Genomic DNA, 15,643 nt, shown 5'->3' on the forward strand with positions numbered 1-15,643 from the left:
TGAGAATGGTGACGGCACCTGATGTCGAACAGCTGAAAAAGCAGCATCCCGAACTGTTTCGCATACAGTCGCGCTATCTACGCCGCATCACACTGCTGGCGCTGGCAGTCATGCTGTATTACCTGTTCTTTTTCCAGACCTTTGGCATTAGCGCGTCGCAGTGGATCAATGGCTCTGTGCAACTGGGGCGCTATTTTTTACGCATGTTTGTCTGGCATGATTTTGCCAATTGGCCCTTTGGTTATTACCTGTCGCAAGTTGCTATCACGCTGTCGATTGTGTTTGCGGGGACGGTAACGGCGACCTGTATTGCGCTGTTACTCTCTTTCTTTGCGGCGCGTAACATCATGCAGCGCCGCGGATTACGGTCGATTGCGCTGCTGGTGCGGTGCCTGTTGGACACGATGCGCGGTATTGATATGGCGATTTGGGGGCTGATATTCGTGCGAGCTGTCGGGCTGGGGCCGCTGGCGGGGCTGTTGGCTATCGTGATGCAGGATATTGGCCTGCTTGGCAAGCTCTACGCCGAAGGGCACGAAGCTGTTGAACGTTCACCCGGACGAGGCCTGAGCGCGTTAGGCGCTAATGCGCTACAAAAGCACCGCTTTGGCATTTTCACGCAGTCGTTCCCCGTTATTCTGGCACTCAGCCTCTACCAGATTGAATCGAATACCCGTTCTGCCGCCGTACTAGGTTTTGTCGGCGCGGGGGGCATCGGGCTGGTTTATGCGGAGAACATGCGCTTATGGAACTGGGATGTGGTGATGTTCATCACGCTGATTTTAGTCGCGATAGTGATGGTGATGGATGGGATATCGTCCTGGTTGCGTAAGCGCTATATCACCGGCAAAGACGTTCCGCTGTTTCAGCCCAAAAACAGCGAAGCACTCGATTAAGTGTCTGCTCTTCTCCGGTGAAGCAGCCTCGTATACACAATTCATGTAGGGTGCAAATGGGGTTTGCTGTTATCCGGCGTAAGAAATTATGCAGCGGTGGGCATGACCGCCGAGTGAGCGGCATGGATGCCGCGAAAGCTAGTGCCGCGTCGGGAACGCGTCACTAGCGGCTCGTCTAGCGGTCATGAACACCGATGGCATCGCGCAGCGACATAATTTAGCCGGAAAGCCTGGGTTCTCAGGGCGGCGGCGACTGAGCGCCCTGAGTCGGGCGCGTGCTGCGACGTGGCATGAAAATGGCGGTATTGTGGCGCACGAAACAGCCTCCGCATCTGCATAAAAATGTGACTAAGAGGTTGTTTGTGAAGGAGGAGGTTCGGGGCCCATGTAAGCCCCGAATTTGGCGCTTACGGTGCCGGGAACGTGAAACGGCGATGGATGGCTTCCAGCTCGTCAAGGATCTCGCCATCCAGCGTCAGGTTCTGGCTGTCGAGGTTGATTTGCAACTGCTCCAACGTGGTCGCGCCCAGCAGCGTGCTGGCGACGAACGGCTGCTGACGCACAAACGCCAATGCCATTTGCGCCGGATTCAGGCCGTGCTTTTGCGCCAGCGCCACGTACTCGGCAACCGCTGCCTGAGCCTGCGGGCCGGTATAGCGAGTGAAGCGACTAAACAACGTGTTGCGTGCGTTAGCGGGTTTTGCGCCATTCAGGTATTTACCCGTCAGCGTACCGAACGCCAGTGACGAATAAGCGAGAAGTTCTACGCCTTCATGCTGGCTGATTTCCGCTAGGCCGACTTCAAAACTGCGGTTTAGCAGGCTGTAGGGGTTCTGGATCGACACGATGCGCGGCAGATCGTGTTTGTCCGCCAGATGCAGATAGCGCATCACGCCCCACGGAGTTTCGTTGGAGACACCGATGTAGCGAATCTTACCGGCACGCACCTGTTCATTCAGCGCTTCCAGCGTTTCCAGCAGCGTAACGACCGGTTTGTCGTCAGTATATTGCGATTTGTTATCAGTATATTGATAGTTCAGCTTGCCAAAACAGTTGGTCTGGCGCTGTGGCCAATGCAGCTGATAGAGGTCGATATAGTCGGTGTTGAGGCGTTGCAGACTGGCATCCAGCGCAGCACGGATATTTTTTCTGTCCAGCGCCTGCTGTGGGCGGATGCTGTGATCATTTCCGCGCACAGGGCCGGAGACTTTGCTCGCCACAATCAGTTTTTCACGGCCGCCACGGGATTTCAGCCAGGAACCGATATAGCTCTCGGTTAACCCCTGTGTTTCCGGGCGTGGAGGAACGGCGTACATTTCTGCTGTGTCAATCAGGTTAACACCTGCGGCAATGGCGTGATCTAACTGGGCATGAGCGTCTGCTTCGCTGTTCTGTTCGCCAAAGGTCATCGTACCAAGACCCAGCACGCTCACTTCTAAAGAACTATGGGGAATACGGTGATATTGCATTGCCAGCTTCCTTATGTCTGAAAATAGCAGGCGTATTTCTCCTCATTTCCGCATGATTTTTTGCGATTCCAATGAGTTTGGGAGAACACACCTGAATTCGACTATAACGAAGCCGTGGCGAGTGGGGAAGTCTCTTGTGCTGCCCTTTAGCAGGATTCTGCCAGAGCGCATCGCCCGATGGGGGAAATATCGGGCTAACGTTGCCGTTAGCGCTGCACGATTTGGGAAACTTGGTCGCTGTTAATCTGTCTCTGATTACCTTGCTCATCGATATAGCTGAGCAGCCCGGTATCTTTATCCAGCACAGGTTTTCCCTGCGTCAGGAGCATTTGCCCCTCTTTTGTCGCCATCACGTAGTCACTGGAACAGCCCGCAAGGGTAAATAATAACGTCAGTGTGACTGCCATTTTCATCCGTACTTTCATCGTATTAACCCATTAATAAATGCAAAAACTTCAGTGAGTCTAGCAAATGGTCGTGAGGGATAACGTAGGAATAATGGAAAAAATGCGTGTTGAGGACGTTAATTTTGTGTAATCAGGCGGCTGGTTGCCGCCTGATTAGGTCATCTGGCGTTTTGATTGCTCGCTATGCGGCGATCAGTGTGCCGTTTTCTCTTTTTTACTGCGCAGCAGGTTCAGTGCCTCGACGGACATCGAGAAGAACATGGCGAAGTAGATGTAGCCTTTCGGTACGTGAACGTCGAAGCTTTCCAGAATCAGGGTGAACCCGACTAGGATCAGGAACGACAAGGCCAGCATTTTGACGGACGGATGGCGTTCGACAAACTCGCCGATAGGGCGCGCGGAGAACATCATCACACCAACGGCGATAACGACGGCAGCCATCATAATAAACAGATGGTCAGACAGACCAACGGCGGTGATCACCGAGTCCAGGCTGAAGATAATATCCAGCAGCATGATCTGCACAATCGCGCCAAAGAAAGAGTACACCTTGGAAGTATGGTCTTCTGAACCGCCTTCGACGGTTTCGTGAATTTCCTTGCTCGACTTCCAGATCAGGAAGAGCCCCCCGAAGAACAGAATCAGGTCACGCGTGGAAATTTCGTTGTCGAATGCGGTAAACAGCGGGTCAGTCAGACGCATGACCCAGGCAATAGACGCGAGCAGCCCCAAACGCATCAACATCGCCCCCATCAGCCCGATGCGGCGTGCTTTGTTTTGTTGGGCTTTAGGCAGTTTGGCGACAACCAGAGACAGGAAAATAATGTTATCGATCCCAAGAACGATTTCCAGAATAGTCAGCGTTCCCAATGCCAACCATGCGTTCGGATCAACAATCCAATCAAACATTATATCAATACACCTTAAACGAAACGTAAACGATATTATACTCTGCCAGCTCGGTGCGTAGGCAAGCGAAAGTGTGATGTCGTAAAGATATACCCGTCATACTTCGCATGTGCTCCATGTGCTGGCGTCCCTTTTACTCTGGGTCGGCGTCAGGTTTTTCCCAGGTCATATTCCCTTGTCGCAATAAAACCAGTGTACGACGAAGTATCGTACTGATGAAGCATAGCCTAATGACGCTCAGTTGCTGAGCTGCATAAAGTGGCGGGCCAGCAGCGGCGCGGTAAAGGTTTTTTTCAGGTAGAACCCGCGTGGTAAGGTCAGAATCGGCTGGCCAAATTCGCCAATAGCTTCTGTTAGAGCCCGGCTATTTGCCGCTTTGGGGCGTAGCTGTAACACTTCGCCATGTCGGGCGGTGATGCTTTCTACCTGACCAAGCACGATCAGATCCATCAACTCTTCCCAATCGCAGCGCAGCTGTTCCTCTTCTTCTTCGCTGGGACTCCAGATCAGCGGCGTGCCAATACGGCGTTCCCCCAGCGGAATGTGTCGCGATCCTTCTACCGGAATCCACAGTACCCGCGCGAGTTTGTGTCGTACGTGGCTGCTTTCCCACGTGACGCCACTGTTGCCTGTTAACGGCGCGACGCAGACGAAGGTGGTTTCCAGCGGTTTACCCTGTTCATCAATCGGAATGGTTTTTAGCTCAACGCCGATGTCGGGGAAATCCTGCTCGGGCTTACTGCCTGCGCTTGCCCCCAGAAAACGCTCCAGCAAGACGCCAATCCAGCCTTTGTCGCGTTTCAGGTTAGCGGGAAGGGGGAGGCGAGCGATGTCCGCTAATTCCGCGAGATTATAACCCGCGAGGGATTGCGCGCGTTCCAGCAAGGCTTGCTCATGTGGCGGCGCAGTCGTGTGAACTGTGGGTGAATTCATAGCGTATAGTTCGATATTTTTCCGCTCAAAAAAAATACAATAGGTAGAGAATACCCATGCACAGCCTGCAAGACTGTGGAGAAAAACAATAATAGCATGATTCATAGCGCTTTTTTTTAGTGTGATGGCGATCGCTGTACATCGCTTTGCAAACTGTGCACGTATAGCCACCGACAATAAACAGGATCTTACACTAGGTTATCCACAGATTTCTTGGATAACCCACATAAACATGAATTACTGGTTCGATTTACAGCCTTGACTCGCGGCCTTTTTGCTGTTTTTGCCTATTTATTGCCTGACTTCGGGGCATTCCCTGTGGATAAAATCGGCATAGTGCGATCTTTCGCCAATCTTGCATTGTATGCCATTTGAACAGGAATCAGGGGTTCGCCATTGCCAGTAAAACGGTTTGTAATTTAATGAATAGAAAGCACTATTTTTTAATTTACTGTAATATTTTTTCCGCATGAAAAATGAGTTTTACTCACTTTTTCATGGGTTCTGCACAAAGATGTCCACAGAAAAAGTGAATAAACTGCGAATTCCGGTCTTCACATGTTTATAACTTTGATCTTATCTGTGGGTTATCTTAATTTTATTAGTATCACATGCTTTCTAAGCAGTGGTTTACCGCCTGACGGGAGTGTGAAACAATCAGGTCATCTTTGCATTGATGTTTATCGAGGTAGTCCGGTGATCGATGATGATGGCTACCGCCCAAACGTTGGTATTGTAATTTGTAATCGGCAGGGGCAGGTGATGTGGGCCCGGCGCTATGGTCAGCACTCCTGGCAGTTTCCGCAGGGGGGGATTAACCCCGGTGAAAGTGCTGAGCAGGCGATGTACCGCGAACTGTTTGAAGAAGTCGGGTTAAGAAAAAAGGATGTGCGCGTGTTGGCATCTACCCGTAACTGGTTACGCTATAAATTACCAAAGCGTTTGGTGCGTTGGGATACAAAACCGGTCTGTATCGGCCAAAAGCAGAAATGGTTTTTGCTACAGTTGATGTGTAATGAGTCGGATATCAATATGCAGAGCAGCGGCACGCCGGAATTTGATGGCTGGCGCTGGGTGAGTTACTGGTATCCGGTACGTCAGGTCGTCTCTTTTAAGCGAGATGTGTATCGTCGCGTGATGAAGGAATTTATCAACCCGGTGATACTGCTTCAGGAGAGTGTTGCGGCTCGGATGACAACCCCATCCGGTCCTCGGCGAAAAAGAGGGTAATTCAGGCACATTATGCTCACGCGCTTGCGAGAAATTGTCGAAAACGTTGCGGCAACGGCCCGCCTTAGTGATGCGCTGGACATTCTGGTCAATGAGACCTGTCAGGCTATGGACACGGAAGTCTGTTCCATTTATCTGGCCGATCACGATCGCCAATGCTATTACCTGATGGCGACGCGTGGGTTGAAAAAACCGCGCGGTCGCACGGTTACGCTGGCGTTTGGGCAAGGTATTGTTGGGCTGGTCGGGCAACGTGCCGAGCCTATCAATCTGGCCGATGCGCGCGCCCATCCTAGTTTCAAATATATTCCCGCCGTGAAAGAGCAGCATTTCCGCTCTTTTCTTGGCGTTCCCATTATCCACCGTCGCCACCTGCTGGGTGTACTGGTGGTGCAGCAGCGTGAACATCGTCAGTTTGATAAAAACGAAGAATCGTTCATGGTGACGCTCGCCACGCAGATGGCCGCCATTCTTTCCCTTTCGCAGATCAAAACGCTCTTCGGTCAATACCGTCAGACGCGCGTTAAAGCGCTGGTGGCCGCCCCCGGTGTGGCGATCGCCCCCGGCTGGCAGGATTGTACCCAACCTTCTCTGGAGCAGGTGTTCCCCGCGTCGAGTCTGGACAGCGAGCGTGAGCGATCCCGTTTAACGCAGGCGTTGGAAGAGGCAACGGCGGAATTCCGCCGCTTCAGCAAGCGGTTTAGCGCCAGTGCGCAGAAAGAGAGCGCGGCGATTTTCGATTTGTACTCGCACTTGCTGAATGATGCGCGACTCAAGCGTGAACTCTTTCAGGAGGTGGATGCGGGCAATGCCGCCGAGTGGGCAGTGAAGCTGGTGATCGAACGTTTTGCTGCGCAGTTCACCAATTTGCAGGATACCTACTTGCGTGAACGTGCGGGCGATCTGCGCGCGTTGGGGCAACGACTGCTGTTTCACCTTGATGATAACGCGCAAATCATGGGGCAATGGCCTGAGCGCTTTATCCTCGTGGCGGACGAATTAACGGCGACGCTGTTGGCGGAGCTGCCGCCAGAGCGGCTGGCAGGCGTTGTCGTGTATGACGGTGCGGCCAATTCGCATGCGGCGATTCTCGTACGTGCGATGGGGATTCCGACGCTGGTGGGGGCGGATATTCAGCCTGATTTGCTGCATCAGCGCCTACTGATTATCGATGGCTATCGCGGTGAGCTGTTGGTCGATCCTGAACCCGTGCTGGTACAGGAATATCAGCGTCTGCTGACGGAAGAAAACGAGCTGACCCGTCTGGCTGAAGGCGAAATGGAACAGCCTGCCGTACTGAAAAGCGGCGAGCGCATTCAGGTCATGTTGAATGCAGGGTTAAGCGCCGAACACGAAAAACGTTTTATCAATCAGGTTGATGGTGTTGGTCTGTACCGTACGGAAATTCCTTTTATGCTGCAAAGTGGTTTTCCGTCCGAAGATGAGCAGATGGCGCAATATCAAAGCATGTTGCAGCTTTACCCTACGCGCACGGTGATGCTGCGCACGCTGGATATCGGCGCAGATAAGCCGCTACCTTATCTGCCGATTAGCGAAGAGAATCCGTGTCTTGGCTGGCGCGGTATTCGGATTACGCTCGATCAGCCTGAAATCTTTCTGATTCAGGTGCGCGCCATGCTGCGGGCTAACGCGCACAGTGGCAATCTCAGTATTTTGTTGCCGATGATCAGCAGTCTGGATGAAATCAGTGAAGCGCGTCGCCTGATCGATCAGGCGGCGGGCGAGGTCGAAGAATTACTGGGCTTCCCACAGCCCAAACCGCGGATCGGCATCATGATCGAAGTGCCGTCGATGCTGTTCCTGCTCCCTCATCTGGCTTCCCGCATTGATTTTGTTTCGGTTGGCACCAACGATCTGACGCAGTACCTGCTGGCGGTAGACCGTAATAACGCTCACGTCGCATCGCTCTATGACAGTCTGCATCCTTCCATGTTGCAGGCGTTGAATATGATCGCCGTTGAGTGCGAGCGGCATAACATTCCGCTTTCCGTGTGCGGTGAAATGGCGGGAGAAGCGCTTGGCGCACTGTTGCTGACCGGTCTGGGCTATCGCTCGCTCAGTATGAACGGGCGAAGCGTGGCGCGAATTAAATATCTGCTGCGTCAAATTACGCTGGCTGAGTCGCAGGCGTTAGTACAGCAATTGCTGGGCGCGCAAAGCGCGGCGGAAGTCAGGCAGTGGGCGGCAATCTTCATGGAAGAGCGCGGGCTGGGCGGCTTGATTCGCGGCGGGCGCTAGTCTGTAGCGATGTGATATTGACGGAAACATTGAGATTTAATTGCGAGTAAATGTTTAACAACGACTCAATGTTTTACAGAACTTTTCCCCGATGCAAGCAACGAGCGCGGGTGCGTATGCTATGATTCGCCACCGCGGTTCGCAGGAACGGATTCATTCTCCTGCCTTTTGCCTATCAATGACGATCCCGAAAGCAGGGATAACACAATAAAATATGTGGTGAATGATGACGACAAGCTATCTGGCGTTTCCTCAGTTTGATCCAGTGATTTTCTCAATTGGCCCGTTGGCGCTGCACTGGTATGGGCTGATGTATCTGGTGGGTTTTGTATTTGCCATGTGGTTAGCGGTGCGTCGGGCAAATAAACCGGGTAGCGGTTGGACCAAAGATGAAGTTGAAAACCTGCTGTATATGGGGTTCCTTGGGGTCTTCGTCGGCGGGCGTTTGGGCTACGTTCTGTTTTATGCCTTCCCGTCATTTCTTGAAAATCCGCTCTATCTTTTCAAAGTCTGGGATGGCGGTATGTCGTTCCACGGCGGCTTAATGGGCGTGATCTGCGTTATGCTGTGGTTCGCTCATCGAACCAAACGCCATTTCTTCCAGGTCGCTGATTTTATTGCCCCTCTGATTCCTTTTGGGCTGGGAGCTGGCCGTCTGGGCAACTTCATCAACGGCGAACTGTGGGGACGCGTGACGACGGATACCCCGTGGGCCATGCTGTTTCCAGGCTCGCGCAGCGAAGATATGATGCTGGCCGTCAGCAACCCGCAGTGGCAGGCGATTTTCAACCAGTACGGTATGCTGCCGCGTCATCCTTCCCAGCTGTATCAAATGATGCTGGAAGGTGTGGCACTGTTTATTATTCTGAATCTCTTTATTCGTAAATCTCGGCCGATGGGCAGCGTCTCGGGGCTGTTCCTGATCGGTTACGGCACGTTCCGTATTATCACCGAATTCTTCCGCCAGCCGGATGCGCAGTTGGGTCTGTTTGGCGACCTGTTCAGCATGGGGCAAATCCTGTCGCTGCCGATGGTGATCGCCGGTATTCTGATGATGGTCTGGGCCTATCGCCGTCAGCCTGCACAGCAATAATCCGCCGTCCTTTTTTAATTTTGTGGTGAGGTAGTATGAAACAGTATCTGGATCTGATGAAAAAAGTGCTTGAAGAGGGCACGCCGAAAGCCGACCGTACCGGCACGGGCACGCGTTCCATTTTCGGCCATCAGATGCGTTTCAACTTGCAGGACGGGTTTCCGCTGGTTACCACCAAAAAATGCCACCTGCGTTCGATTATCCATGAACTGCTCTGGTTCCTGAACGGCGATACCAATGTTGCTTATCTGCATGAAAACAAAGTCAGTATTTGGGACGAATGGGCAGATGAGAACGGCGATTTGGGGCCGGTTTACGGCAAGCAGTGGCGTTCGTGGGGAGCCGCAGATGGCCGCCAGATCGACCAGTTGAGGAATGTTTTGACCCAACTGAGACAGGATCCAGATTCCCGCCGCATTATCGTGTCTGCCTGGAACGTGGGTGAATTGGACAAAATGGCGCTGGCACCGTGCCACGCGTTTTTCCAGTTCTACGTGGCGGATGGCAAACTCTCTTGCCAGCTTTATCAGCGCTCATGTGATATCTTCCTCGGCCTGCCGTTCAACATCGCCAGCTATGCGCTGCTGGTGCACATGGTGGCACAGCAGTGCGATCTGGATGTGGGGGATTTCGTCTGGACCGGCGGCGACACGCATCTGTACAACAACCATCTGGAACAGACTCACTTACAGCTGAGCCGTGAACCGCGCGCGCTGCCTAAGCTGGTGATTAAGCGCCGCCCGGATACGCTGTTCGACTACCGCTTCGAGGACTTTGAAATCGAGGGATACGATCCGCATCCCGCCATCAAAGCGCCTGTTGCGATCTAAAACTTCCCCACATTTTTCAGGGCCGCATAATGCGGCCCTTTTTGTTTCCCTTGTTTTCCCCACCTCCCCGCACGTTTTTTCTGTTGTTACATCGTTGCAGTAAAACATTGCGAACCGCTGCGTATAACACCGTTAACACGCTGTTTTTGCTGATAAGACTCACTATCCTGACGCCATGAAAACAGGGAATCGACAACCGCGGGGGTTTACCTTGCTTGAATTATTAGTGGTACTGACGATCGTGGCGCTGATGGCGGGCAGCGGCCTGCATGGCTGGATTCAGTATCAGCAGGCAATTCGTCTGGAGCAGAGTGCGCAGCAACTGCTGGACTTTTTGAGCCGGGTTCAGGCGAATGCCTATTGGCATAACGAAACCCGCACCGCGAAGCTCATATCGCAGGGGGAGCTATGGTGCATGATAGCGGGCCAGAATGAAAAACAGGCAGAGGAGACGTGCCGTGAGAACCATCCGGGACAGTTCGTACGCCGCACGCAGGATGTTATGCTGGCAAAGTTCACAAGCAACGTTTTTACGTTCTTTGGTTTGCGTAACGCGGCACAGGCCGGACACATCTCGCTGTCGAATTCTGCGGGTCAGCTACGCCTCATCATCTCGGTGAGGGGACGTATGCGTCTGTGCAGCGAATCGCAAGCTGTTCTGTCGATTCCCCTATGCTGACACAGAACGTGTTGAAACGAACAGAATTGAGGCAACCAAGGCCGAGGTGTAAACAGCGCGGTTTCACTCTGCCGGAAATCCTGTTAGCGCTGAGCTTAGGCAGTCTGATTATGCTGTCGGCGGCGCAGCTATACCCTCTGTTGCGTGGTCAAAGTCAGGACAGCGCGCAGCTTTTCCGGCTGGAACAGTTGTTCAGTCAGGTCGCGATGGGGATTGAGAAAGATATCCGTCGGGCTGGTTTTTGTGCGGGTGCCTGTCAGGGAAAGGCGATCAGCATGGGGAATTATCCGGGAGAGGCAGAAAACAGCTGTCTGAATGTTTCTTACGATCTGAATCGGAATGGGGTTTGGGATGGTGGGGAACAACAGGATGCTGAATCTTTTGGCTATCGCCTGCGTGGTCGATCGTTGGAAATTCAGAGCGGGGCGCACAACTGTCAGGGAGACCGATGGGAAAAGCTGTTTGATCCGCAGGAAGTCGTACTTACGCTGTTCCGGTTACAGCGTTTGACTGCGCAAAATAATGTGGCGCTGTATGAATTGCAACTGGCGGGATACTGGGCGAAGCGCCCCGCCGTTAAGCAACATATTACCCGTCTGATATTGGGGCGTAACCAATGAAGAAAGGATTGCAAACGGGAAGCGGGACGCTGCCTATGGTGCTGCTGATCGCGGTTATCGGCCTGTTGTTGATGTCTGGTTTGCAACGTCAGCTTGATACTGCCATTCAGGTGGGAAACGATGAACGACATTATCTGCGCGCGTTCAATCAGGCACTGTCCTCGCTGAACTGGGGAAGGGGGCTACGTTGGCGCGTACTAACAGAAAGCTGGCAATGTCAGCAGCTGTCGGCAGAACAGCTTGTGGTGTGCCTGCGTGCGGCCTCGGATGGTGAGCAAGGAGTACTGCGCGGTGAAGGGATACTCCCTGCTTCGGCACGACCGCTGAGGCTGTACCAGCGAGTGTCATTTTTGGCGCTGTCGTCGGGCCAGATTGCGATTCAACCCTTGGGTAACGGCTGGCTGGATTTTTGCCCTGATAAGGATATGACACGCTGTGATGCAACGGAATAGCGCAGTGAACAAGGGAGTCGTGAGTCACCAATCCGGTTTTAGCCTGCCGGAGACGCTGGTGGCGGCGCTGCTGTTTGCCGTGTCGCTGATGGGGTTGCTGCAATATCACCAGATCTTACAGCAGTCATTTCAGCACCAGTGGCAGCAGCGTCAGGCCTGGCGGTTTGCGATACAGCAGTTGGAGGCCTATGAAGCGGGTGTGCCATATCATCCGTTCGCTCTTGATAATGCGGCATCTCTTTCGAGTAAATATTGGCAGTTTAGCGTGTCAGAGCAGTTACAGAGCCCAGAATGCCGTCAGGTAACGGCAAGAGTCATGACGCCACGCCGCTATCAGGCTACACTAAACCGTTGGTTTTGCCGATCGCCGGCTGTTTAGTAGGCGTGCTTTGGTAAACTATGAATTGTAAATCGTAAGCAGCGGCAGCAGGAGCCAGAATGTTTAGAATCTATCACTCCAATCAGTTGGATATCTTGAAAAGACTGATGGTTGAGTTGATAAAACGTCAGCCGCTTGCCGATCCCTTCCAGCAGGAAGTGATTTTGGTGCAAAGTCCGGGGATGGCGCAGTGGTTGCAAATTGAACTGGCTGGGCACTTCGGTATTGCTGCCAATATTCAATTCCCGCTGCCCGGTGTTTTCTTGTGGAATATGTGTCGCCACGTGCTGCCGGATATTCCAAAAGAAAGCGCCTTCAGCAAGGATGCGATGACGTGGAAACTCATGCATTTGTTGCCTGATTTATTGGCACAGCCTGATTTTTCGGCACTTAACCACTATCTGCAGGATGATGATAACCAACGAAAACTGCATCAGCTTGCCGGGCGCGTCGCGGATCTTTTCGATCAATACCTGATTTATCGCCCTGAGTGGATCAAAGCCTGGCAAGAGGGAAAACAGGTTGACGATCTTGGTGGCAACCAGCTGTGGCAGTCCGCGCTGTGGCGTGCGCTGGTGGACTACACTCGCGAACTGGCGCAGCCCGAATGGCACCATGCGATGTTGTATCAACGCTTTATTAATGCGTTAGGGCAGGCAAAAGCGTGCCCGAACGGTCTGCCGCCGCGCGTTTTTATCTGCGGCATTTCGGCGTTACCTCCTATCTATTTACAGGCGTTGAACGCGCTGGCGCGGCACATTGACGTGCACCTGCTATTTACCAACCCTTGTCGCCATTACTGGAGTGATATTCAGGACTATAAGTTTCTGGCGAAGCTAAAAGCTCGCAGCCGCCGCTTACATCGTTTTGAAGGCGACTCGGCTGAGGAAACTCGTCCGCTCTTTCGCGATCCCTCACAGGCAGAAACGCTGTTCAACGATGACGGTAAACAGTCGATTAATAATCCGCTGCTGGCATCGTGGGGAAAGCTGGGGCGCGATAATCTTTATCTGCTGGCTGAACTGGATAACGTGCAGGAGATCGACGCCTTTGTTGAGTCTGATGGCGAAAATCTGCTGCAAACCTTACAGCGCGATATTCTTGAGCTGGAAGACCACGCGGTGGTGGCTGTCAGCCACGAAACACAGAACACGAGTACGCAAAAACGCCTGCTGGCACTCGACGATCGTTCGGTTGATTTTCACGCCTGCCATAGTCCACAGCGTGAGGTTGAAGTGCTTCACGATCGATTGCTAGCTATGATGGCAGACGATCCTGAGCTGATGCCGCGTGACGTCATTGTGATGATGGCGGATATCGACAGCTATACGCCGTTTATTCAGGCGGTTTTTGGCAATGCGCCAGATAACCGCTATCTGCCTTTTGCCATCTCCGATCAGCGTGCGCGGCATGCACATCCCGCCTTGCAGGCGGTAATCAGCCTGCTGGATTTACCGACAAGCCGTTTTACGGCGGAACAGGTTCTGGCATTGCTTGAAGTCCCCGCGCTAGCTGCCCGTTTCGGTATTCAGGAAGAAGGGTTACGGCGTCTGCGTTTGTGGGTGGTGGAATCCGGCGTGCGCTGGGGGTTGGATGACGACAACGTGCGCGATCTCATGCTGCCGCCGACGGGCCAGCATACGTGGCGTTTCGGCCTGACGAGAATGCTGCTGGGCTATGCGATGGACAGCCAGATCGGCGACTGGCAGGGCGTGCTGCCTTACGATGAATCCAGCGGATTGATTGCGGAATTGGCTGGTCAACTGGCCGAACTGCTGATGCAGATCCATCAATGGCGTCAGCGTCTGTCTCAACCGCGCGTGCTGGTCGACTGGTTACCACTATGTCGAGAGCTGATCGAAACCTTCTTTGATGCTGACAGCGAGACCGAAGCGGCGCTGGCGTTAGTTGAAAAACAGTGGCAGTACGTGATTGGCATGGGCACGATGGCGCGTTATCCGCAGCAGGTACCGATTTCCCGGTTACGTGATGAACTGTCGCGGCGCCTCGATCAGGAACGGCTCAGCCAGCGTTTTCTGGCCGGTGCGATCAACTTTTGCACGCTGATGCCAATGCGTTCTATCCCGTTCAAGGTTGTGTGTTTGCTGGGGATGAATGATGGTGTCTATCCCCGAACGCTGCCGCCGCTCGGGTTCGATCTGATGGGGCGGAAGATCAAACGCGGCGACCGTAGCCGACGTGACGATGACCGTTATCTGTTCCTTGAGGCACTTCTGTCGGCACAGCATAAACTTTATATCAGCCATATTGGGCGCTCGATTCAGGATAATACGCGTCGCTATCCTTCCGTACTGGTGAGCGAACTGACGGAGTATATCGCGCAGAGTTATGTTCTGCCGGGCGATGAAACGCTGGATATCGATAGTAGCGCGGAGCGGGTGGTGAAGCACCTCTGCTGCGAACATAGCCGCATGCCTTTCGATGCGGATAACTTCCTGTCGGCACCGCAGCCATTGAGCTTTGCGGCAGAGTGGCTGGCGGCGGCGAGCCGAAAAGGGGAAGCCCAGCCTGATTTCGATCGTGAAGCGCTGTCCGAAAGAACAACGGATAGAGATGTCAGCCTGGACGATCTGAAGCGGTTTTATCGTCACCCGGTGCGAGCCTTTTTTCAACTGCGGCTTGGTGTGAGTTTCATGCTGCACAGCGATGAACTCCTGGATGAAGAACCCTTTGTCGTTGATAGCCTTAACCGCTATCAATTGAATAGCGAGTTGCTTAATACCTTGATTAATGAAGGTGATACGGAAAAACTGTATCGCCGTGCCAGAGCTGCGGGCGAACTTCCCTATGGCGCGTTCGGTGAAATTTACTGGCAGGAACAACAGCAGGATATGGCGCAGCTGGCAGCGCGCGTACGTGATGAGTTAACGCCCTCGCTGTCGGTGAGCCGGGAAGTGGATATCCTTCTTGACGGTGTGCGCATCAGCGGCTGGCTGAATCAGGTGCAGCCCGATGGTTTGTTACGTTGGCGTCCCGGCACGCTTTCCATGAAGGATGGCATGACGCTGTGGTTAGAACACCTGGCCTACTGTGTGACGGGGGGGCAAGGCGAAAGCCGACTGTATGGACGGGAGGATACCGCGTGGCGCTTTGCTGCCTTGTCGGAAGCGCAGGCCAGAGAACATCTGTCTGTCATGCTGGATGGATATCGTCAGGGAATGAGCAAGCCGCTGTTATTGCTCAATAAAGCAGGGAGTGCCTGGCTGGCTGAATGCTATGATCGTGAAAGCGATAGCCTGCGGTCGGATGAGGAAGCGCAGAACAAAGCGCGTGCCCGTTTACTGCAAGCTTGGCAGGGCAACATGGGAATGCGGGGTGAAGGCGAGGATTATTACCTGCAACGTATTATTCGTGAGTTGGATGAAAAACGAATGAATGAGGTGATTGAAGCGGCGCAAATCTGGCTACTGCCACCGTTCCGCTCTAATCTGGCGTGATGAGTTTGTTTTGGGTAATGCCCGAGTCG

14 protein-coding genes are annotated in these 15,643 nt (G+C 53.3%); 10 read left to right on the plus strand and 4 right to left on the minus strand.

Annotated elements, in window-relative coordinates; translation table 11 throughout:
- Positions 1–5 precede the first annotated feature (5 nt).
- Positions 6–896 (plus strand): phosphonate ABC transporter, permease protein PhnE, encoded by an 891-nt coding sequence (phnE, locus tag R9X49_RS00665; RefSeq protein ID WP_319848556.1) that lies wholly within the window; start codon positions 6–8, stop codon positions 894–896.
- A 407-nt stretch (positions 897–1,303) separates the two neighbouring features.
- On the opposite strand, the gene R9X49_RS00670 is transcribed toward phnE, so the two are convergent.
- The 4 genes from R9X49_RS00670 to mutH form a co-directional block, all read right to left on the minus strand.
- Positions 1,304–2,365, minus strand: a complete 1,062-nt coding sequence (locus R9X49_RS00670; protein WP_319846814.1) for an NADP(H)-dependent aldo-keto reductase — start codon at positions 2,363–2,365, stop codon at positions 1,304–1,306.
- A gap of 206 nt (positions 2,366–2,571) precedes the next feature.
- Positions 2,572–2,778, minus strand: coding sequence for a YgdI/YgdR family lipoprotein (locus R9X49_RS00675; RefSeq protein ID WP_319846815.1), 207 nt, complete (start codon positions 2,776–2,778; stop codon positions 2,572–2,574).
- 186 nt (positions 2,779–2,964) lie between these two features.
- Positions 2,965–3,681: a TerC family protein gene (locus R9X49_RS00680; RefSeq protein ID WP_225087111.1), complete on the minus strand. Its 717-nt coding sequence runs from the start codon at positions 3,679–3,681 to the stop codon at positions 2,965–2,967.
- Between the two features lie 237 nt (positions 3,682–3,918).
- Complete coding sequence (mutH, locus tag R9X49_RS00685) at positions 3,919–4,614, minus strand: DNA mismatch repair endonuclease MutH (RefSeq protein WP_012773593.1); 696 nt, start codon at positions 4,612–4,614, stop codon at positions 3,919–3,921.
- 696 nt (positions 4,615–5,310) lie between these two features.
- Between mutH and rppH the strand changes: the two genes are divergently transcribed.
- From rppH to recC, 9 genes are all read left to right on the plus strand, one after another.
- Positions 5,311–5,844 (plus strand): RNA pyrophosphohydrolase, encoded by a 534-nt coding sequence (gene rppH, locus R9X49_RS00690; protein ID WP_319846817.1) that lies wholly within the window; start codon positions 5,311–5,313, stop codon positions 5,842–5,844.
- A gap of 12 nt (positions 5,845–5,856) precedes the next feature.
- Positions 5,857–8,103, plus strand: coding sequence for a phosphoenolpyruvate--protein phosphotransferase (ptsP, locus tag R9X49_RS00695; protein WP_319846818.1), 2,247 nt, complete (start codon positions 5,857–5,859; stop codon positions 8,101–8,103).
- A 226-nt stretch (positions 8,104–8,329) separates the two neighbouring features.
- Positions 8,330–9,196 carry a prolipoprotein diacylglyceryl transferase gene (gene lgt / locus R9X49_RS00700; protein WP_103971920.1) on the plus strand — a complete coding sequence of 289 codons (867 nt, stop codon included), beginning with the start codon at positions 8,330–8,332 and terminating at the stop codon, positions 9,194–9,196.
- A gap of 35 nt (positions 9,197–9,231) precedes the next feature.
- Positions 9,232–10,026 (plus strand): thymidylate synthase, encoded by a 795-nt coding sequence (thyA, locus tag R9X49_RS00705; protein WP_319846819.1) that lies wholly within the window; start codon positions 9,232–9,234, stop codon positions 10,024–10,026.
- Positions 10,027–10,201: 175 nt separating this feature from the next.
- Complete coding sequence (locus tag R9X49_RS00710; protein WP_319846820.1) at positions 10,202–10,705, plus strand: prepilin peptidase-dependent protein; 504 nt, start codon at positions 10,202–10,204, stop codon at positions 10,703–10,705.
- Positions 10,699–11,325, plus strand: a complete 627-nt coding sequence (locus R9X49_RS00715; protein ID WP_319848557.1) for a prepilin peptidase-dependent protein — start codon at positions 10,699–10,701, stop codon at positions 11,323–11,325. Before R9X49_RS00710 ends, R9X49_RS00715 begins: the two co-directional genes overlap by 7 nt.
- Entirely contained in the window at positions 11,322–11,777 is a 456-nt protein-coding gene (locus R9X49_RS00720) for a YgdB family protein (RefSeq protein ID WP_319846821.1), read from the plus strand. Before R9X49_RS00715 ends, R9X49_RS00720 begins: the two co-directional genes overlap by 4 nt.
- Positions 11,764–12,156 carry a prepilin-type N-terminal cleavage/methylation domain-containing protein gene (locus tag R9X49_RS00725; RefSeq protein ID WP_319848558.1) on the plus strand — a complete coding sequence of 131 codons (393 nt, stop codon included), beginning with the start codon at positions 11,764–11,766 and terminating at the stop codon, positions 12,154–12,156. The genes R9X49_RS00720 and R9X49_RS00725 overlap by 14 nt, the downstream gene beginning before the upstream one ends.
- A gap of 59 nt (positions 12,157–12,215) precedes the next feature.
- Entirely contained in the window at positions 12,216–15,614 is a 3,399-nt protein-coding gene (gene recC / locus R9X49_RS00730; RefSeq protein WP_319846822.1) for an exodeoxyribonuclease V subunit gamma, read from the plus strand.
- Positions 15,615–15,643 lie beyond the last annotated feature (29 nt).

It is taken from the genome of Pectobacterium carotovorum, from assembly GCF_033898505.1.
GTDB classification, from domain to species: Bacteria; Pseudomonadota; Gammaproteobacteria; order Enterobacterales; family Enterobacteriaceae; genus Pectobacterium; species Pectobacterium carotovorum_J.